The sequence below is a fragment of the Nocardia vulneris genome, from assembly GCF_001613425.1.
Lineage (GTDB): Bacteria > Actinomycetota > Actinomycetes > Mycobacteriales > Mycobacteriaceae > Nocardia > Nocardia vulneris.
Genome location: NZ_BDCI01000020.1, coordinates 88292 through 107487, shown reverse-complemented (window position 1 = coordinate 107487; position 19196 = coordinate 88292). Strand labels below are relative to the sequence as shown.

Genomic DNA, 19196 nt, shown 5'->3' with positions numbered 1-19196 from the left:
TTGCCGCACCCGGTACGACCCGCCGTAGCGGGTGCGTGGCGGCAGAATCGGTGCGGGAAGTGCCTACGTGCGGTACAGGTCCGGTTCGAGGTACATGACGCGGGCGGCGGGCACCGCGGCGCGGACGCGGGCCTCCGCGTCGTCGATGGCCGCGGCGAGCTGGGCGACATCGAGGCCGGGCGCCGCGCCGATCTTGGCGGCGACCAAAAGCTCTTCGGGACCGAGGTATTGGGACTTGAGGTGGATCACGCGGTCGATGCGGGTGCCGTCGACCAGGTTCTCCCGGATCAGCCGATCCTCCTCCGGCGTGGCCCCCTCGCCGATGAGCAGGCTCTGCATCTCGATGATCAGGATGACGGCGATGACGCCGAGCAGCAGACCGATGGCCAGCGTGCCTACGCCATCCCAGACGGGGTTGCCGGTGACCATCGTCAGCCCGACACCGATGAAGGCGAAGATCAGGCCCACCAGCGCGCCGGTGTCCTCCAGCAGCACCACCGGCAGTTCCGGGCTGCGCGAGGTGCGGATGAACCGCCACCAGCTCGCACCGCCCTTGAGCGGCTTGGATTCCCGGATCGCGGTCGTGAAGCTGTAGGTCTCCAGGCCGATGGCGATCAGCAGGATGACGATCGCGACGATCGGCGAGGTCAGATCCTCCGGATGCTGGATCTTGTGGATGCCCTCGTAGACGGCGTAGATGGAGCCGATGGTGAACAGCACCAGCGCCACGATGAACGAGTAGAAGTAGCGGTTGCGTCCGTAACCGAACGGATGCAGCGCGTCGGCTTCCTGCTCGGCACGGCGCTGGCCGAGCAGCAGCAGACCCTGGTTGGAGGTGTCGGCCACCGAGTGCACCGCCTCGGCGAGCATCGACGCGGAACCGGTGATCGCCGCACCGATGAACTTCGCGACGGCGATGCCCGCGTTCGCCGTCAACGCGGCGAGGATCGCCTTCTTGCCACCACCAGCCGACATGCCCTGGACGCCCTTTCTCGAATTGCCCGAACCTGGCTAACTTAGCGTGTCGCGGCCGTCGGACAGCCGATGCCCGGGTTTATCCGCGGTGCTGATCGGTCCCGGTCAGGGTGGCGGGCAGACCCGCGGCGCCCACCCCGCCGACGCACGCGCAGAACAGCTGCGCGTCGCCGTCGGGCGCCTGGGCGCGAATGTCGGTGTCGGTGGCCGAGATCCACGCCGCGGCACCGCGCGGCAACGCCAATTCGGTGCTGCCCTGCAGCAAGCGGACCGAACCCGCGGTGCACAGCACGATGCCGGGCCCGGCCGCGGTGAGCGGCACCTGACCGGAACCGGCGACGAGATCGAAGCGGCGCAGCGCGAATTCCGGCGCCGGCGTCGTGTAGCGCACCGAGCCATCACCGGCGGGCTCGGGCAGCACGACCGGTAGATCGATCGGCTCGAAGTCCAGCACCCGCAACAGTTCCGGCACGTCGACGTGCTTGGGGGTGAGCCCGCCGCGCAACACGTTGTCGGAGTTGGCCATGATCTCCACGCCGAGCCCGCGCAGGTAGGCGTGCAGGTTGCCGGCCGCGAGGAACAGGCCCTGCCCCGGTTCCAGGGTCAGCCGGTTCAACAGCAGCGCCGCGAGCACGCCGGCGTCCCCGGGATAGGCCTCGGCCAGCTCCAGCGCGGTGCGGGCCTCGGCGGTGAACTCGCGCTTGCCTTTTCCGGACAGGTACTGCACACAGCCGTCCAGCACCGCGGGCAGCAGGGTGGCCAGCACCGGCTGCGGCAGCGTGATCCAGGTGGTGAACAGGGTGCGCAGACCGTCCGAGTCCGGCTGCGCGGCAAGCAGGTTCGCATACGACTCCAGGCCGGGCACCTGCAGCGCGCGCAGCAGCTCCACGGTGCGGTGCGGGTCGCGGAAACCGGCCAGCGCCTCGAACCGGTCCAGCGCCACCACCAGTTCGGGCTTGTGGTTGTCGTCGCGGTAGTTGCGCATCGGTGAGTCCAACGCCACGTTGGTCCGGTTCTCCCGCTCGAAGCCCGCGCGCGCCTGCGCCGCACTCGGATGCGCCTGCAGCGAGAGCGGCTCCTCGGCGGCCAGGATCTTGAGCAGGAACGGCAGCTTGCCGCCGAATTCCGCGGCGGCCGGGCCGAGTTCGCGGATCGGGTCGGCCGCGACGAAGTCCAGCAGCGAGGTGGTGTGATCCGCGATCCGGACGTGCGCGGGATCGGCGGGATGCGCGCCGAACCAGAGTTCGGCTTCGGGGTGGGCGGACGGTACCGGTCGGCCGCACAACTGAGCGAGCGCGGTGCGCGAGCCCCAGGCGTACGAGCGCAGCGCACCAACGAGTTCGTGCACTAGTAGCTGCCCCCGAACTGCCCTTGGCTCTCGGTCGCGGTGCCGCGAGTTCCGATCAGCCGTAGGTATGCGGCGGCCATGTCCAGTCGCAACGCGAGCACGGCGAGCTGTTCCACCTCGCCGCCTGCGCCGGACGCGGGTTCCTCGGTGCGCGGCGGTGCGGGCACGGACGGATCGGTGAGGCCGGTGTGCAGCAGATCGACGTCGGCGTTCACCAGATCGGCGTCGACCAGGCTCGCCTCGCCGCCGCCGAACACCGCGATCCGGCGGCGCGCGGCGGATTGGTCGGCATCGGTGCTGAGCACGAACACCCGCATCCGTTCCACCTGGACGGGGCCGTCGAGTTCTTCGTCGTGGAAGAGCGGATCGTAGCCGGGCGCGGATTCGCCTGCCACCTCGGTCATCCGGGCTCTGGCGGCAACGGCCTCGGCCAGATCCACCGCGGTGGCGACCCGGCCCGCCGACTGCAGCAGCACCTCCGCGCCGTGCTCGGCCAGTTGGGCCGCGGCGGGGGAGTCGCCGGTCAGCACCACGCCGCGCTGATGCATGCGGGCGGCGAGGGTTTTGGCCGGATTGCGGAAGACCTCGTTGGCCGGACCGTCGCGCAGCGCCTCCGCGTCGAGAATATCGGCGAGCGCGGTGAGGTCGGGCACGAGCGTCGCGCTGCGGCCGGGGTCGACGATCTGCAAGACGGCGATGCCCGCCGCGACGAAACGCAGCAGCCGGTTGTGGTCCAGCACCGGCACCCGGGGTGCGAGCACGGCGGCCCGGCCGGCCGCGACGGCGCGCATCGGGCCTTCGATCGGGGTCGCGACGACCACCTCGGCGCCGCGGCGCAGCGCGCGGTCCACCGCGTCGGTCAGGCGGGGGTCGCCGGCGTCGTCGCCGGAGACCAGGACGACGTCGAGCGGACCGACCCAGGGCGGCAGCGCGGCGACCGGCACCACGGGCAGACCCGCGCGGTCACCGAGCGCGGCGACCAGCAGGCTCGCGGCCCGCGCGGCCCGGCCGGCGCCGGAGACGAGCACCACGCTGCGTGGTCGCAGACCGGCGAGGCGGGCCAGGGCGTCCTCGGCGACGGCAGCTGCCGTGGCTCGGACCTGAGCACCGCCGGAGGCCGCCGAACGCAGGGCGCCCGCGGTATCGGCTGCCTCGAGTGAAGCGGCATCGTCGAGGTCGAGCACCGGTGTTCCAGCGATCATCGGGCGTCCCACCTCCCCTCATCGCGCTGAGTCGTTTCCGCCCTTGCTCCCACCCGGGTCAGCTGCCACGCCGGGCCCGAGTCGGGCGAATCCAGGGCCTGTGATTCCACTATTCCAGTCGGGAGCGGTCGATGCTCGGGTTCCCGGTCCCGGGCCGAGCCGCCGGCTCTCCCGATCGCTGAATCCTGAGCTTGTGATTTCATCCGCCCTGATTCCACTATTCCAGTCAGGACCGGACGATGCTCAGGATCTCGGTCACGAGTACGTCTACTTCCTCCGGCGATCTGGCCTCGACGTTGAGCCGCAGCAGCGGCTCGGTGTTGGACGCGCGCAGATTGAACCAGGCGTCGTCGGCGAGTTGCACGGTGACCCCGTCGAGCCGGTCCACCGAGACCGTCCGGCTCGCGAAAGCCGCCACCACCGCCAAGGTCCGCTCCTGCGCGTCCGCCACTGTGGAGTTGATCTCTCCGGAGGCCGCATACGTTTCGTAGGCCGCCATCAGTTCCGACACCGGCCGGTCCTGTTCGCCGAGCGCGGCCAGCACATGCAGCGCGGCGAGCATGCCGGAGTCGGCGCCCCAGAAGTCGCGGAAGTAGTAGTGCGCGGAATGTTCACCGCCGAACACCGCGCCGGTCGAGGCCATCTGCTGCTTGATGAACGAGTGGCCGACCCGGGTGCGCACCGGGGTGCCGCCGAGTTCGGTGACCAGTTCGGGCACCGCGCGCGAGGTGATCAGGTTGTGGATGATGACCCCGCCCGGCTCCTTGGCCAGTTCGCGCTCGGCGACCAGCGCGGTGATCGCGGACGGCGAGACCGGGTCGCCCTGCTCGTCCACCACGAAGCAGCGGTCCGCGTCGCCGTCGAAGGCGAGGCCGATGTCGGCGCCCGACTTGACCACCAGATCCTGCAGATCGACCAGGTTCTTGGGATCGAGCGGATTGGCCTCGTGGTTCGGGAAGGACCCGTCCAGTTCGAAGTACAGCGGAACGATCGTCACCTGCGGCAGCGTGCGGAACACCGCGGGCACCGTGTGCCCGCCCATGCCGTTGCCCGCGTCCACCGCGATGGTGAGCGGGCGGACCGCGCCGAGATCGACCAGGCCGCGCAGGAACGCCGCGTAGTCGTCGAGCAGGTCCACTGTGGTTTCGGTGCCGTGCGGGCCCTCGTAGGCGGGCACGCCCGTGGCGACCTCGTCCTTGATCGTGGCCAGGCCCGTGTCCTGGCCTACCGGAAGGGCTTTGGCGCGGCACATCTTGATGCCGTTGTAGCGGGCCGGGTTGTGGCTTGCGGTGAACATGGCGCCGGGGCAGTCCAGCCGGCCGGAGGCGAAGTACAGCTGATCGGTGGAGGCCAGCCCGATGTGCACCACATCGAGGCCCTGGGCGAGCACGCCGTCGGCGAAGGCCTGCGACAGCGCGGGGGAGGATTCGCGCATGTCATGGCCGATCACGGCCCGTTGCGCACCTTCCGCGCGCATCAGCCGGGCGAACGAAGCGCCGATGTCCCTGACGAATTCGGCATCGATCTGTTCGCCGACCACACCGCGAACGTCGTATGCCTTGATCACCGCGTTGACGAACTCGGCAGAGCGGGCGACAGTCATGCCCTTCACCCTAGTGCCCCCGTGGCGACGGCTTGACCCGGTCCTGGTTTGTTCAGGACGGCGGGTCGGGCAGTACCCGGAGGTGGCCCCGGCGACCGGTGCGGGTGGTGCGCTGCGGCGGCGGCGCGTAGTCGCGGTAGCCGCGCTGATCCGGTTCCGGCGGGCGGCGGCGCAGGCCGGCTTCGCGAACGGCTTCGGCGAGCGCGGTCAGATCGTCGTCATCCGGTGTGCTGGAGGAGAATCCGCCCTCGTGCCGGACCATCTCCCAGCCTTTGGGGGCGGTGATCCGGGAGCCGTGGGTTTCGCAGAGATCCCAGGAGTGCGGTTCGGCGACGGTGGCGAGCGGTCCGACCACGGCCGTCGAGTCCGAGTACACATAGGTGAGCGTCGCGACGGCCGGATTCTTGCAACCTGGACGGCAGCAACGACGCATGGGGATCACGCCGATGAGAGTAACCCTCCTGGCGGCCCGATGTGGACAGACACGCTCAGGAATCGGGCAAATACTGGCCCACGCAGGGGAGTGTCGCGCAACGACATTCGTTGCCGTGGCGGCGCCGGCTGGGTGCGTTCCTACTCGGGTTCGGGATCGATCACATCCGGGTCCACGCCGAGATAGGTGGCGATCTGCTGGACCAGCACCTCGCGCAGGAGGTCGACCAGGTCGTCGGGGTCGCTGGCGCGCAGTTCGAGCGGTTTGCGGAACAGCACCACCCGCGCGCGAGTGGCCGCGCCGTGCCGGTCGACGCCGGCCGGGATGAGCCGGGACAGCGGCACCGGTCCGTCGGCGACCACCTCGTCCGGCCAGGTGACCGAATCAGGGTGCAGCGGACGGATTTTCGGCACGTCGTCGACGGCGATATCGAGCTTGGTGAGCCGGTCGTGCCAGCGCGTGTCCAGCGGCGCGAACGCCTCGAGCACCAGCCGGTCGAATTTCTGGCCCCGGGTGCGCCAGGCGGGCACGGTGGGCGGCAGCATCGGTCCGCGTACCCCGCGACCACGGCGGATGACCGACCGTGCGGTCGGCGGACGACGATTCCGGGAACGTGCCATGGGATAAAACTAGCCAGCTCGCTCGGTGCCCGTGCACCCAGTGCGGTCCGCGCAGGTCGCGGTGCGTGCCGCCGGGGTCTCGGGCGGCCTGCCGCTGCGGTTCGGGGCTACCCCCGGAGCTACCCGTGTCGAAGCGAGTTCCGTTGTCGCCGTGGCGAGTTCTCGCGTTCGGATAACTCGGGGGTCATCCCGAGGGGCGAACTAGCCGATGCCGCGCTTCAGGCGGCGGCGCTCCCGCTCGGAGAGGCCACCCCAGATGCCGAAACGCTCATCGTGGGCGAGTGCGTATTCCAGGCACTCGTCACGTACCTCGCAGCCCATGCAGATCCGCTTCGCCTCGCGAGTCGAGCCGCCCTTCTCTGGGAAGAACGCCTCCGGATCGGTCTGTGCGCACAGGGCGCGCTCTTGCCACTGCTCTTCGATGGATTCGAACATCTCGTCGAAGCCCGTGACGACCAGGCTGAGCCGGGGCGGCGAGACTTCGTCGCCCGAGTCGAGCCGCGGCGTCGAGACTTCGTCACCCCCCTCGTGATCCTTCCAGCCGTTTTCTGCGCAGACGCCACGTGCTGCGCCTGCTGTGGAATCGGTCGGCGAGACCATCTCGTTGGCCATCGCTCCGCCTCCTCACTGTGTGTTAGCGCAGAATGATTCGTTCCGTCGGACCAACACGCCTACCGACGGCCATACCCCGCGACGTTGTCCCGCGGACGTCCCCGAGCTCGTCATCCCGATGCGAACATCTGTTCGAAAAGCCGTTCGCGCCTTGAACTCTCGCGCGAACCCGAAATGACATGACTGTGATTAGACACGCCGGACGTGTCGATGGTCAAGCGGCCGTCGCTATTCCGTTACTATCCGCGAACGCCTTCCAAGATGATCTTGAGGCGGAGTAGGGCAAATGACCAGCAAATATCCGATGAACATCGCCCGCTCCGGCAACGCATAGGCTGTGCGGATGTGACTGTTCATCAAGCGGATGCCGAGCCCGTAACCGGGCCACGGATTGCCGTTCTCGTCGGTGGTGTCGGTGGTGCGCGTTTCCTCCAGGGGGTCCGGGAACTGCTGCCCGAGGCCGATGTCTCCGCGATCGTGAATGTCGGTGACGACGTCTGGATGCACGGCCTCCGGATCTGCCCCGACCTCGATACCTGCATGTACACCCTGGGTGGCGGCATCGATACCGACCGCGGCTGGGGGCGGGTCGGCGAAACCTGGCACGCCAAGGAAGAGCTGGCGAAATACCATGCGCAGCCGGACTGGTTCGGGCTCGGGGATCGCGATATCGCCACCCACCTGGTGCGCACCGAGATGCTGCGCGCGGGGTACCCGCTCTCCGCGGTCACCGAGGCGCTCTGCAACCGGTGGCAGCCGGGCGTGAAACTGGTCCCGGCGACCGACGATCGGTGTGAAACGCACGTGGTTGTCAGTGACCCGGACAACCCTGGCGAACGTCGCGCGATCCATTTCCAGGAGTGGTGGGTTCGGTACCGCGCGAACATCGAGACCCATGGATTCGCCACAATCGGGGCCGAAGAGTCCAAACCGGCGCCGAGTGTGACCGAGATCATAGAGTCCGCGGATGTGGTCTTGCTCGCTCCGTCGAACCCGGTGGTGAGCATCGGCGCCATCCTCGCGGTGCCCGGAATTCGCGGCGCGCTGCGCACCACCACCGCCAAGGTGATCGGCGTGTCCGGCGTGATCGACGGGAAGCCGTTGCGCGGGATGGCGGATGAATGCCTGTCCGTGATCGGGGTGGAGACCACCGCCGAAGCGATCGGCCGTTACTACGGCGCCCGCTCGGCCACCGGCATCCTGGACGGCTGGCTGATCCACTCCACCGATACCGCCGAGGTGCCCGGTGTCGAGGTGCGTAGCGTGCCGCTGCTGATGACCGATCCGCCCACCACCGCGGAGATGGTGCGCGAGGCGCTCGACCTGGCGGGAGTGAAACCGTGACCGAGGCGAACACCGTGACCGACCACGCGGCCGGGGAGCTGCGCATCCTGCCGATCACCGGGCTGCCCGAGTTCCGGCCCGGCGACGATCTGGCCGAGCACATCGCCGCCCGCGCGTCGTGGCTGGCCGACGGCGACGTGCTGGTGGTCACCAGCAAGATCGTCGCCAAGGTCGAGGGCCGCATCGTCGAGGCGCCGCTCGATCCGGAGGAGCGCGACGCCGCGCGCCGCGCGCTGGTCGAACAGGAGGCGGTGCGGGTGCTCGCGCGCAAGGGCCGCACCCTGATCACCGAGAACAAGCTGGGCATCGTGCAGGCCGCCTCCGGTATCGACGGCTCCAATGTCGAACAGGGCGAATTGGTTCTGCTGCCCGCCGATCCCGACGCGAGCGCGCGGGTGCTGCGCGCCGAGCTGGCGCAGCGGCTGGGTGTGCAGGTGGCCGTGGTCATCACCGACACCATGGGCCGGGCCTGGCGCAGCGGCCAGATCGATACCGCGATCGGTTCCGCCGGGTTGCGGGTGCTGCACGACTACGCGGGCGCCGTCGACGGGCAGGGCAACGAACTCCAGGTGACCCAGGTGGCCGTCGCCGACGAACTGGCCGCCGCGGCCGACCTGGTGAAGGGCAAGCTCGGCGGAGTGCCGGTGGCGGTGGTGCGCGGGTTGCCGATCACCGACGACGGTTCGACCGCCGCCGACCTGCTGCGCGGCGGCACCGACGACCTGTTCTGGCTCGGTACCGCCGAGGCGATCGAGCAGGGTCGCCGCGAGGCGGTGCTGCTGCGCCGCTCGGTGCGGCAGTTCGCCGATGCGCCGGTCGATCCGGACCGGGTACGCGCCGCGGTGTCCGTCGCGCTCACCGCGCCCGCCCCACACCACACCCGGCCGGTGCGGTTCGTCTGGCTGCGCGATGCGCAGCTGCGGGCGCGGCTGCTCGACGCGATGGCGGACAAGTGGCGGACCGACCTCACCGGCGACGGGCTGGCGCCGGACCGGGTGGAGCGCCGGATCGCGCGCGGCGACATTCTGCGCGGTGCGCCCGAGGTGATCATTCCGTTCTGCGTGCCCGACGGCGCGCACGACTATCCGGACGAACGGCGCCGGGCCAACGAGCGCACCATGTTCACGGTCGCGGTCGGCGCCGCGGTGCAGGGCCTGCTCGTCGCGTTGGCGACCGAGGGGCTCGGCAGCTGCTGGATCGGCTCGACGATCTTCGCCCCGGAGGTCACCCGGGAGGTGCTCGGGCTGGCGGACGACTGGAATCCGTTGGGCGCCATCGCTGTCGGTCACCCGCTCGACGAGCTGACGCCACGTCCGGTGCGGGGCAACGATTTCGGGCTGGTCGAGCTGTGAGGCGGGTGCGCCGATGACCGCCGGCTCGCTGCATGCCTCCGCGACCGCGCTGCTCGAATCCTGGTCGCCCGCCGCCGGTTCCGACCAGTCGCTGCGCGAGGCGATGCTCGCCTTCCTCGGCGCCGCGCCGCGCGGGTGCCTGCGCGAGCACGCGCCGGGCCACATCACCGCCTCGGCGGTGGTGTTCTCCCACGACGAGCGCGAGGTGCTGCTGACCCTGCATCCGCGGGTGGGCAGCTGGATCCAGCTCGGCGGGCACTGCGAGGAGTCGGACGAGACCGTCGCGGACGCGGCGCTGCGCGAGGCCACCGAGGAATCCGGCATCGCCGGGCTGCGGATGGCGCCGCAGCTGTACGGCGCGCAGGCGCATCCGATCACCTGTTCGCTCGGCCGGCCGACGCGGCACCTGGACCTGCTGTTCCGGATCACCGCCCCGGCGGGCGCGGTGCCGGTGCGCAGCGCGGAGTCCACGGACCTGCGCTGGTGGCCGGTGGACGCACTCCCGGACAACGCCGACGTGCTGTTGCGGTAACACCCCTCGACGTGCCGATGCCCCGGTCAGGCCTCGCCTGACCGGGGCGTTCTCGTTGTGCGGGCCGTCTCGGCTTTACAAATTCGCTGATTTGTATAGACAGGCGACAAATCGATCTCTAGTGTCCATGGCAGAGGTAACGCACGTCACACGTGGCGTGCCGCTTTTGGATTGGAGACAACGATGTCGACAGCAGCCGACACGTCCGCGCAGCCGACGGCGACGCCGGACTGGCGCGACCGCAAGCGCTATATGTGGCTGTGGGGTTTGTTCGCGCCCACCGGCCTGTTCACCATCGGGATCCCGGTGATCCTCGCCCTCAACGCACTCGGCTGGCATCGGCTGGCACAGGTGCCGTTCTGGCTCGGCCCGATCCTGGTGTATGTGCTGATTCCGTTGGCGGACATATTCTTCGGGCCTGACGGCGATAATCCGCCGGACGAGGTGATGGAGTATCTGGAGCACGACAAGTACTACCGCTACCTCACCTACCTGTATCTGCCGTGCCAATACGCGACGCTGCTCATGGCCTGCTACCTGATCACCGCGGACGAGGTGAGCTGGCTCGGTTTCGACGGTGGCCTGCACGTGGTCGACAAGATCGGCCTCGCGATCACGGTCGGCATGATCGGTGGCATCGGCATCAACACCGCGCACGAATTGGGCCACAAGAAGGTGCATCTGGAGCGCTGGCTGTCGAGAATCGCACTGGCGCAATCGTTCTACGGTCACTTCTATATCGAGCACAACCGCGGTCATCATGTGCGCGTCGCAACCCCCGAGGATCCGGCGAGTTCTCGTGTGGGCGAAACATTCTGGGCTTTCTGGCCGCGCACCGTGTGGGGCAGCCTGACCTCGGCGTGGCGGTTGGAGAAGACCCGGCTGCAGCGACTGGAGAAGAAGCCGTGGAGCCTGAAGAACGAGGTGCTCAGCGCGTGGCTGATGTCGGCGGCGCTCTACCTCGTGCTCGTCGCGGTGTTCGGCGTCGAACTGCTGCCGTATCTGGTGTTGCAGGCGGTGGTCGGGTTCAGCCTGCTGGAGGCGGTCAACTATCTCGAGCACTACGGCCTGGTCCGGCAGCGGACCGCGTCGGGACGATACGAGCGGCCCGCGCCGGTGCACAGCTGGAACAGCGACCACATCGTGACCAACATCTTCCTGTACCACCTGCAGCGCCACAGTGATCATCACGCCTATCCGACCCGGCGCTATCAGACCCTGCGCAGCTGGGACGGCGCCCCGAATCTGCCCAGCGGGTACGCGAGCATGATCCTGCTCGCCTACTTCCCGCCGCTGTGGCGGCGCGTGATGGACAAGCGCGTGCTCGCGCACTATGACGGCGACATCACCCGCGCGAATATCCAACCGGGCAAGCGAGACAAGGTGATTGCCCGTTACGGTACCGAGTTGCGGGCCGACGGGGTGGCGTGATGAATCTGTTCCGTTGTCCTGTGTGCGAATACGTATACGACGAGGCGAAAGGCGATCCGCACGAAGGATTTCCCGCGGGCACCCGGTGGGACGTGATCCCGGACGACTGGTGCTGCCCGGACTGTGGGGTGCGGGAGAAAATCGATTTCGAACAGGTGGGAGCGGTCAAATGAACGATTACAAACTTTTTCAGTGCATTCAGTGTGGTTTCGAATACGACGAGGCGAAGGGGTGGCCGGAGGACGGTATCGCGCCCGGCACGCGCTGGGACGATATTCCCGACGACTGGACGTGTCCGGACTGCGGCGCCGCCAAGGCGGACTTCTACATGGTCGAAATAGAGCGGTCGTGATGTTTTGACTGCGGGAACCGCCCGTGACAGTGTCGCGGGTATGGCGCGCACCGGAACTCGCATTCCCTATCAGGAGGCCGCGCGGGAGTTGCTGCGCGCGTCGGTCCTCGATGCCATGCGGGAACTGCTCACCGAACGGGATTGGTCCAAGATCACCCTCGGTGATGTGGCCGCCAGGGCGGGCGTCAGCAGGCAGACCCTCTACAACGAGTTCGGTTCCCGCAGCGGTCTCGCGCAGGCGTACGCGCTGCGCCTGGCCGACGATCTGGTCGACCACGTGGACGCGGCCATCACCGGCAATGTCGGTGATGCCCGCGCCGCGTTCCGGGAGGGGATGCGCAACTTCTTCCTCGACGCCGCGGCCGATCCGCTGGTCCGCTCGCTGCTGGCCGGTGAGGTGAAGCTGGACCTGCTGCGGCTGATCACCCTCGATGCCGGGCCGTTGCTCGAGCAGGCGACCGCCCGGCTCTCGCTGGCGTTCCAGCACAGCTGGGTGGCGGCGACCGCGGCCGAATCGGATGTCATCGCGCACGCGCTGGTGCGCATCGCGCTGAGCTACATCCCGACCCCGCCCGGCCCCGGGCGCGACGCTCCGGAGGATTTGAGCGCGTTGCTGAGCCCCTATGTCGAGGCGATTCTCGCGGCCCGAATCGAGCAGTAGTGAACTCGTTCGCCGCCGCATATGTTTGCGGAAAGTAAGCCACGCTTCACTAACATATGAGTGGACTTAAAAACCAACTGCCAGGGTTGTAATCCTCGTCACGTTTCATCCGTCAAGGTCTGCGAAACGGCCGTACAGTCTGGAACTATTCTCGTACATCGGAGTTAGGGTTCCTATTTAGCGGGAGAAACGTGCAAACGGTTGGCAAACCGCCGGTATCAACTGATCCCAAACGACACTTATGGGTTTTCGGCCTGATCGCTCCACTGAGCGCCCTGTTGCCCTCGCAACTCGTGTTGCAGACCGGGGCAAAGGTGTTCTGGTGGATCGGTCCGATCATCGTGCTGATCGTCATCCCGGTCCTGGACTGGGTTGTCGGCGAGGACGGCACCAATCCGCGCGATGAAGACTACGAGTTGCTGTCCAATGACCGGTACTACCGGTGGTGCACCTATCTGTTCCTGCCTGTGCAGCTGATCGGCCTGCTCATCGCCTGCGCCATGTGGGCGGGTCACGAGCTGAGCATCGTCGACAAGCTCGGCCTCGCCGCGACGCTCGGATTCGTCAGCGGCATCGGGATCAACGCGGCGCACGAACTGGGTCACCGGGTCGAGAACGCCGAACGCTGGCTGGCCAAAGTGGCGCTGGCGCAGTCGTTCTACGGCCACTTCTTCGTCGAGCACAATCGCGGGCATCACGTGCGGGTCGCCACGCCGGAAGACCCGGCCAGCGGCCGGCTCGGCGAGACCCTCTGGGAGTTCCTGCCGCGCAGCGTGTTCGGCAGCTTCCGCTCGGCCATCGAACTGGAGCGGGTGCGCCTGGCGCGCAAGAACCGGCGCTGGTTCAGCGTGCACAACCACATCCTGCAGGCCTGGTCGATGAGCGTGGTGCTGTTCGGCACGCTGATGGCGCTGTTCGGCATCGGCATCCTGCCGTGGCTGATCCTGCAGGCTGTGATCGGCGCCGCGCTGCTGGAGACGGTGAATTACATCGAGCACTACGGGCTGCTGCGGGGCAAGCGGCCGAACGGCAATTACGCGCGCTGCTCGCCGCGCGACAGCTGGAACAGCGACCGGCTCGTCACCAATATCTTCCTGTTCCATCTACAGCGGCACAGCGATCATCACGCCAATCCGGGCCGCCGGTATCAGACGCTGCGCAGTTCCATGCAGGCGCCGCAGCTGCCGGCCGGATACGCCACGATGATTCTGTTCGCGGTCGTTCCGCCGCTGTGGCGGGCGGTGATGGACCATCGCGTGCTCGAGCACTACGACGGCGACGTCACCCGCGCGAACATCCACCCCCGCAAACGCCGCCAGCTCCTGGAACGCTACCGCGGCTGGGCCACCCAGACCCCGGAAAATGCAGCGGCACAGGCAAATACCGCGCCGCAAGCGAATGGTGCGGCGCAAGTGAACGAGGCGGCGCAAGCGGCCGGCGCGGTGCAGGCCAGCGGTGCGGCGCCGGCGGACGGTGCGGCGCGAGCTGGGGGTGCGCGGTCGGCCAACGGTGCCGCGCACTCGAACGGTGTGGTGCGGGGCGGTGACGGTGCGGTGCCCTCCAATACGGCGGCGCAAACGAAGGGCGCGGCGCAGGCTGGTGGTGCGGCGCAGGCCAGTGGTGTGGCGCGATCGAACGGCGCGGTGTCGGGTGCTGGTGCGGCGCAGCCGAATCGTGGCGCGCAGGCCGATGGTGTGTTGCAGGCGGATAGTGCGTTGCAGGGCAGCGACGGGAGCCCGAGTAGTGCCGCCGTCGCGGCGGAGGGTGTCGCCTCGGGCAGTGGTGTCACCTCGGAAACCGGTGTGCCAGTAAGCAATGCGGGCAGCCCATGTAACGGTGCCGTGCAGCGCAACGCTGTGGTGCAGCGCAACGGATCGGCGCAGCGCAGGGAAGCGACGGTGGCGGAGTCGGGCGCGATCTGAGAACCAGGCCCGCCTGTTCGGTGGCGACCGACGGGAGCCGTGCGCGGTGTGCGTGCGCGGCTCCCCGTTCGGTGGTGACCGACCGGGGAGCCGGGCGTGGGGGTGCGTGCGTGGTCCCGGTTTTCGAGCGGTGTGGGTGGTCGGACTCTGGCAGTGGCTTGGTCGGGTCGGCCGCGGGGTGCGCGCCCGACCTCTGCCGGAGCTGCCGGGTTCAGCGGTGGTAGGCGGGCGGGAGGGGGAGTCCCTTCTCCTGCAGCACCTCTCGCATCCGGTCGGGGTAGTCGGTGATCACGCCGTCTACGCCGGTTTCGAGTTGGGCGGCGATCGTGGCCTTGTCGTTCACGGTCCACGGGATGACGCGCAGGTCGAGTTCGTGCGCCCGGTCGACGTAGGTCTTGTCCGCCACCAGGGCGAAGCCCGGTTCACCCGCTTTGCGGCCGTAGGGCACCGAGTAGCCGGGCGAAGCGACGTTGGCGCCCAGCGCTTTCACCGCGCCGAGCGGATCGTCCGGGTAGTCCTCGAACCGGATCGGCCCGAGCCACTTCGAGCCTGCGACGAAGGTGGTGTCGTCGTAGAGCGCCACCAGCGGGATGGTCGGATCGGCCTTGCGCACCAGCGGCAGCGACCGCCAGTCGAAGCTCTGGATCTCGACGTTGCCGGTCTCGCCGGCCGCGGTCACGGTGCCGAGGATGACGTCCACGAATTCCTGTGGCGTGGCGGACTGTTCGGGATGTTCGGCTTCCACTTTGGTCTCGATGTTGTACCGCGGGTGCGCGCCGCGATAGGACTTCACCAGATCGAACAGCTCGGGCAGCGTCGCTATCTTGTTGCCCGGCAGGGCTTGCTGGCCGGGGAAGTCGGCCAGGGCCCGCCCGCAGTCCAGGGTCCGGATCTGGGTGTAGGTCAGCTCGTGCACCAGCTTGCCCACGTACGGGAACTCCGGGTCGTCCACGGTCGCGGGCGCGGTGTCGGCGCATTTGGTGGCGAGCACGGTCGGGTCGTGCCAGATCAGCGGCATCCGGTCGGCGGTGAGCACGATATCGAGCTCGAGCGTCGTGACGCCGAGCTCGAGCGCCTTGGCGAAGCCGGGCAGCGATTCCTCGACGGTCAGGCCGCGCCCGCCGCGGTGCGCCTGCAGGTCGACGGTTCGCGACGCAGTTGCGGGTGCGGCGTCCGATCCGCTGTCGCAGGCGGTGCTGAGACCCAGGACGGACAGCCCGACGACAGCGGTCGTGGCGATAGCGCGCAGGTTCGGCATCGCGCCAAGCTAGCAAGGGTGAGTACGGTGTACCCAGCCGCCGCGCCAGCGACTAGCCTTGCGTGTTGGTACCGACTTCCAGGAGAGGCAGACAGAGGCTATGACGACCTCAGAACTTCCCGCGCGAACTTCACTCACCGCGGACGTCCGCAACGGCATCGACTTCAAGGTGGCCGATCTCGCGCTTGCCGAATTCGGCCGCAAGGAGATCCGCCTGGCCGAACACGAGATGCCCGGGCTGATGGCGCTGCGGCGCGAGTACGCCGAGGTCCTGCCGCTGCAGGGGGCGCGGATCTCCGGTTCGCTGCACATGACCGTGCAGACCGCCGTGCTGATCGAGACCCTGGTGGCGCTCGGTGCGCAGGTGCGCTGGGCCTCCTGCAACATCTTCTCCACCCAGGATCACGCCGCGGCCGCCGTCGTGGTCGGCCCGAACGGCACCGTGGACGAGCCCAAGGGCACCCCGGTCTTCGCCTGGAAGGGCGAGACCCTGGAGGAGTACTGGTGGGCCGCCGAGCAGATGCTGACCTGGCCGGCCGAGCCGGCCAACATGATCCTCGACGACGGCGGTGACGCCACCATGCTGGTGCTGCGCGGCGCGCAGTTCGAGAAGGCGGGCGTCGTCCCGCCCGAGGACGAGAACCACTCGGCCGAGTACAAGGTCTTCCTGAACCTGCTGCGCGAGCGTTTCGAGTCCGACAAGGGCAAGTGGAGCGCCATCGCCGAATCGGTGCAGGGCGTCACCGAGGAGACCACCACCGGCGTGCTGCGGCTGTACCAGTTCGCGGCGGCGGGTGAGCTGGTGTTCCCGGCGATCAACGTCAACGACTCGGTGACCAAGTCCAAGTTCGACAACAAGTACGGCACCCGCCACTCGCTGATCGACGGCATCAACCGCGGCACCGACGTGCTCATCGGCGGCAAGAAGGTGCTGATCTGCGGCTACGGCGATGTCGGCAAGGGCTGCGCGGAATCGCTTGCGGGACAGGGCGCCCGGGTGCAGGTCACCGAGATCGACCCGATCAACGCACTGCAGGCGCTGATGGACGGCTACGACGTCGTCACCGTCGAGCAGGCGATCGGCAACGCCGATATCGTGATCACCTCGACCGGCAACAAGGACATCATCACCCTCGATCACATGAAGGCGATGAAGGACCAGGCCATCCTCGGCAACATCGGTCACTTCGACAACGAGATCGATATGGCCGCGCTGGAGCGTTCGGGCGCAACGCGTTTGAACATCAAGCCGCAGGTCGACCTGTGGACGTTCAAGGAGTCCGGCAAGGCGATCATCGTGCTGTCCGAGGGCCGCCTGCTGAACCTGGGCAACGCCACCGGCCACCCGTCGTTCGTGATGTCGAACAGCTTCTCCAACCAGGTGATCGCGCAGATCGAACTGTGGACCAAGCCGGACGAATACGACAACGAGGTCTATCGCCTGCCCAAGCACCTCGACGAGAAGGTCGCCAAGATCCACGTCGAAGCGCTCGGCGGCACCCTGACCAAGCTCACCAAGGATCAGGCCGAGTACATCGGCGTCGACGTCGACGGCCCGTTCAAGCCGGAGCACTACCGCTACTGAGCGACTGACGCACGCGGCCGCCGGACCACTCGGGTCCGGCGGCCGCGTGCTTTTCGCGCAAGCTGGCAGTGCTGCCACCTCTGCTGCCAGGCAAGGTGTTTCGCGGGCGATTCCATTGCGGGCGCGAGCGGGGCCTTCCGACAATGGCGATACCTAGCGTCCGGCGAAAGCAGATCGCCGGTCGGCATCGCTCCCGGGGGGTATGCACCATGAAGGACTCGCGCTGGATTCTGGCATTCGACGGCTCGTGCGCGAAGTGCACGCGGATCTCCGATCTCGTCGCGGCGGTCGCGGGGGATCGGCTCGACACCAGGCCGCTGACGGATGCGGACGTGATCCGTTGGCGCCATGACAGTCTCGGCCCGGCCGCGCCCTGGCAGCCGACGCTGATCCGGGTCACCGGTGGGAGGGCCAAGAGTTGGACCGGTCCGGCGCTAGCGGTGCCGATGGCGCGCGTGCTCGGTCCGCGCGCGACGGTGCGGGTCTTGCGCGTGCTGGGTGAGTTCGCCGCGGCCGAGTCCGCCGCACAGCGGTCACCGGACGCTGTGGCCGCGATCGTGGCGCAGGGCCCCTCGCGGCGCGGCGTGCTCCTGGCCGGGTCGGGCGCGGTCCTGGCCGGCTGGTTGGTGCTCGGTCGCGGGGCCGGTGTCGCGGAGGCGTCGTCGGCGCACCGCTGGGTGCAGGAGAACCTGGGCTCGCTGCCGCAGGACCTCGACGGTATCGCCAAGTACCCCATGACATACCGTCGTGCCGCGATCGTCCAGTTGCCCGCCGAGGTGCAAAGCCGTTTGTGGACCGAGCATTTGGCGCGGGCCCGGGCCGCGCGCGAGCGGTTGTCCACGGAACAGGATGCGGCACTTCGGCGGATCGAGGAGCTAGCCGCGGACCCGGCGACCTTCCGCGGCGAGCGCACCGACGAACTCACCGTCCGGCTCGACGCGGCGGCCGCCCGCGTCGAGGCCGAGTTCGGTCGCGCGCAGGCCCGCCGCATCGTCGGCGTGCTCGGACCGGATACCGAGGCGGGCGAGCGCACGCTGCTGGCAAAACTGCCCGACTGCGAGTGCAGCGCGGCGAGCAGCCACTGCGGCGACGCCCGCTGCGTCGGACTCGTCAACGGCTGCAACAAGAAGGGCGGCTGCGGCACCCTCTGGCGCTACGAATGCAACGGTCGCTGCGCATAGGCCCGCAGGCAACGATCCGGGCCGCCGCGGCGCACCGACGGGCCGCGGCGGCCGGGCGCTGAGTACCCTGCCAGCCATGGGAGCGTTGATTGTCGTCGAGGGGCTCGACGGGGCCGGCAAGCGGACGTTGACCGACGCCGTCACCGCGCGGCTGCGCGCCGACGGAGTACGGGTCGCCTCGTTGGCCTTTCCGCGCTACGGCCGCTCGGTGCACGCCGATCTGGCGGCCGAGGCGCTGCACGGCGCGCACGGCGACCTGGCGGCGTCGGTGAACGCGATGGCGCTGCTGTTCGCGCTGGATCGGGCGGACGCGCGCGACGAACTGGCGAAACTGTTGGCGGACAACGACATCGTGCTGCTCGATCGGTACGTCGCGTCCAACGCCGCCTACAACGCGGCCCGGCTCGAACAGTCCGCGGCGGGCGCAATCGTGGGCTGGATAGGCGAATTGGAGTACGAACGGTTCGCGTTGCCCGCGCCCGCGGTACAGGTGCTGCTCGACGTCTCGCCGGAGCTCGCGGCCGAACGAGCCCGGCGCCGAGGCGAACTCGACAGCAGCCGGGCGCTCGACGCCTACGAGCGGGACGCGCGACTACAGCAGCGCACCCTCGCGGTGTACCGTGAGCTGGCCCAACAGAACTGGTACGGCCCGTGGTGGATATTCCGATCCGGTGACGATCCAGCCACGCTGGCCGCGCGATTCGCCGATTTGATTACCCGATAGGGTTAGATGTGCGGCGGGTTCGTACCAGTGTTGGCGTGGCGACCCGATCCTGGCCTGGGAG

General features: G+C 68.6%; 18 protein-coding genes and 1 pseudogene. 11 read left to right on the top strand and 8 right to left on the bottom strand.

Annotated elements, in window-relative coordinates:
• Window positions 1–63: 63 nt before the first annotated feature.
• The 7 genes from NVU01S_RS21820 to NVU01S_RS21790 form a co-directional block, all read right to left on the bottom strand.
• Window positions 64–975, bottom strand: a complete 912-nt coding sequence (locus tag NVU01S_RS21820; protein ID WP_043673242.1) for a cation diffusion facilitator family transporter — start codon at window positions 973–975, stop codon at window positions 64–66.
• A gap of 79 nt (window positions 976–1054) precedes the next feature.
• The gene (manA, locus tag NVU01S_RS21815; protein ID WP_043673245.1) at window positions 1055–2323 is read right to left on the bottom strand and encodes a mannose-6-phosphate isomerase, class I; all 1269 of its coding nucleotides are present in this window, start codon (window positions 2321–2323) and stop codon (window positions 1055–1057) included.
• On the bottom strand, window positions 2323–3525 hold the full coding sequence (locus NVU01S_RS21810) for a hypothetical protein (RefSeq protein WP_043673248.1): 1203 nt from the start codon (window positions 3523–3525) through the stop codon (window positions 2323–2325). The genes manA and NVU01S_RS21810 overlap by 1 nt, the downstream gene beginning before the upstream one ends.
• 226 nt (window positions 3526–3751) lie before the next feature.
• Window positions 3752–5128 carry a phosphomannomutase/phosphoglucomutase gene (locus NVU01S_RS21805; protein ID WP_043673412.1) on the bottom strand — a complete coding sequence of 459 codons (1377 nt, stop codon included), beginning with the start codon at window positions 5126–5128 and terminating at the stop codon, window positions 3752–3754.
• Window positions 5129–5180: 52 nt separating this feature from the next.
• On the bottom strand, window positions 5181–5561 hold the full coding sequence (locus tag NVU01S_RS21800; RefSeq protein ID WP_041563073.1) for a DUF3499 domain-containing protein: 381 nt from the start codon (window positions 5559–5561) through the stop codon (window positions 5181–5183).
• 140 nt (window positions 5562–5701) lie between these two features.
• Window positions 5702–6181, bottom strand: coding sequence for a metallopeptidase family protein (locus tag NVU01S_RS21795; RefSeq protein WP_162836687.1), 480 nt, complete (start codon window positions 6179–6181; stop codon window positions 5702–5704).
• Window positions 6182–6382: 201 nt separating this feature from the next.
• On the bottom strand, window positions 6383–6616 hold the full coding sequence (locus tag NVU01S_RS21790; protein WP_029901515.1) for a WhiB family transcriptional regulator: 234 nt from the start codon (window positions 6614–6616) through the stop codon (window positions 6383–6385).
• Between the two features lie 522 nt (window positions 6617–7138).
• On the opposite strand from NVU01S_RS21790, the gene cofD reads away from it, so the two are divergent.
• From cofD to NVU01S_RS21745, 8 genes and pseudogenes are all read left to right on the top strand, one after another.
• Window positions 7139–8137: a 2-phospho-L-lactate transferase gene (gene cofD, locus NVU01S_RS21780; protein ID WP_082032120.1), complete on the top strand. Its 999-nt coding sequence runs from the start codon at window positions 7139–7141 to the stop codon at window positions 8135–8137.
• Window positions 8134–9489 (top strand): coenzyme F420-0:L-glutamate ligase, encoded by a 1356-nt coding sequence (locus NVU01S_RS21775; RefSeq protein ID WP_043673250.1) that lies wholly within the window; start codon window positions 8134–8136, stop codon window positions 9487–9489. Before cofD ends, NVU01S_RS21775 begins: the two co-directional genes overlap by 4 nt.
• 13 nt (window positions 9490–9502) lie before the next feature.
• Window positions 9503–10021, top strand: a complete 519-nt coding sequence (locus NVU01S_RS21770; RefSeq protein WP_043673252.1) for an NUDIX hydrolase — start codon at window positions 9503–9505, stop codon at window positions 10019–10021.
• A gap of 183 nt (window positions 10022–10204) precedes the next feature.
• Complete coding sequence (locus NVU01S_RS21765; protein WP_043673255.1) at window positions 10205–11452, top strand: alkane 1-monooxygenase; 1248 nt, start codon at window positions 10205–10207, stop codon at window positions 11450–11452.
• Window positions 11452–11625 carry a rubredoxin gene (locus NVU01S_RS21760; protein WP_043673257.1) on the top strand — a complete coding sequence of 58 codons (174 nt, stop codon included), beginning with the start codon at window positions 11452–11454 and terminating at the stop codon, window positions 11623–11625. The genes NVU01S_RS21765 and NVU01S_RS21760 overlap by 1 nt, the downstream gene beginning before the upstream one ends.
• On the top strand, window positions 11622–11804 hold the full coding sequence (locus tag NVU01S_RS21755) for a rubredoxin (RefSeq protein ID WP_014987824.1): 183 nt from the start codon (window positions 11622–11624) through the stop codon (window positions 11802–11804). Before NVU01S_RS21760 ends, NVU01S_RS21755 begins: the two co-directional genes overlap by 4 nt.
• Before the next feature lie 40 nt (window positions 11805–11844).
• On the top strand, window positions 11845–12465 hold the full coding sequence (locus NVU01S_RS21750) for a TetR/AcrR family transcriptional regulator (protein ID WP_043673259.1): 621 nt from the start codon (window positions 11845–11847) through the stop codon (window positions 12463–12465).
• Window positions 12466–12656: 191 nt separating this feature from the next.
• A pseudogene (locus NVU01S_RS21745) lies at window positions 12657–13799 on the top strand (alkane 1-monooxygenase); the annotation flags it as partial.
• A 799-nt stretch (window positions 13800–14598) separates the two neighbouring features.
• Here the strand turns inward: NVU01S_RS21745 and NVU01S_RS21740 are convergent.
• On the bottom strand, window positions 14599–15645 hold the full coding sequence (locus NVU01S_RS21740; RefSeq protein ID WP_043673262.1) for a glycerophosphodiester phosphodiesterase: 1047 nt from the start codon (window positions 15643–15645) through the stop codon (window positions 14599–14601).
• Window positions 15646–15745: 100 nt separating this feature from the next.
• Here NVU01S_RS21740 and ahcY point away from each other — a divergent pair, with 100 nt between their 5' ends.
• The 3 genes from ahcY to NVU01S_RS21725 all read left to right on the top strand — a co-directional run bounded on the left by ahcY (window position 15746) and on the right by NVU01S_RS21725 (window position 19135).
• Window positions 15746–17230, top strand: a complete 1485-nt coding sequence (ahcY, locus tag NVU01S_RS21735) for an adenosylhomocysteinase (RefSeq protein ID WP_043673264.1) — start codon at window positions 15746–15748, stop codon at window positions 17228–17230.
• Between the two features lie 209 nt (window positions 17231–17439).
• Entirely contained in the window at window positions 17440–18411 is a 972-nt protein-coding gene (locus NVU01S_RS21730; protein ID WP_043673266.1) for a bacteriocin fulvocin C-related protein, read from the top strand.
• A gap of 76 nt (window positions 18412–18487) precedes the next feature.
• Window positions 18488–19135, top strand: a complete 648-nt coding sequence (locus NVU01S_RS21725; RefSeq protein ID WP_042258151.1) for a dTMP kinase — start codon at window positions 18488–18490, stop codon at window positions 19133–19135.
• The last annotated feature ends 61 nt before the right edge of the window (window positions 19136–19196 follow it).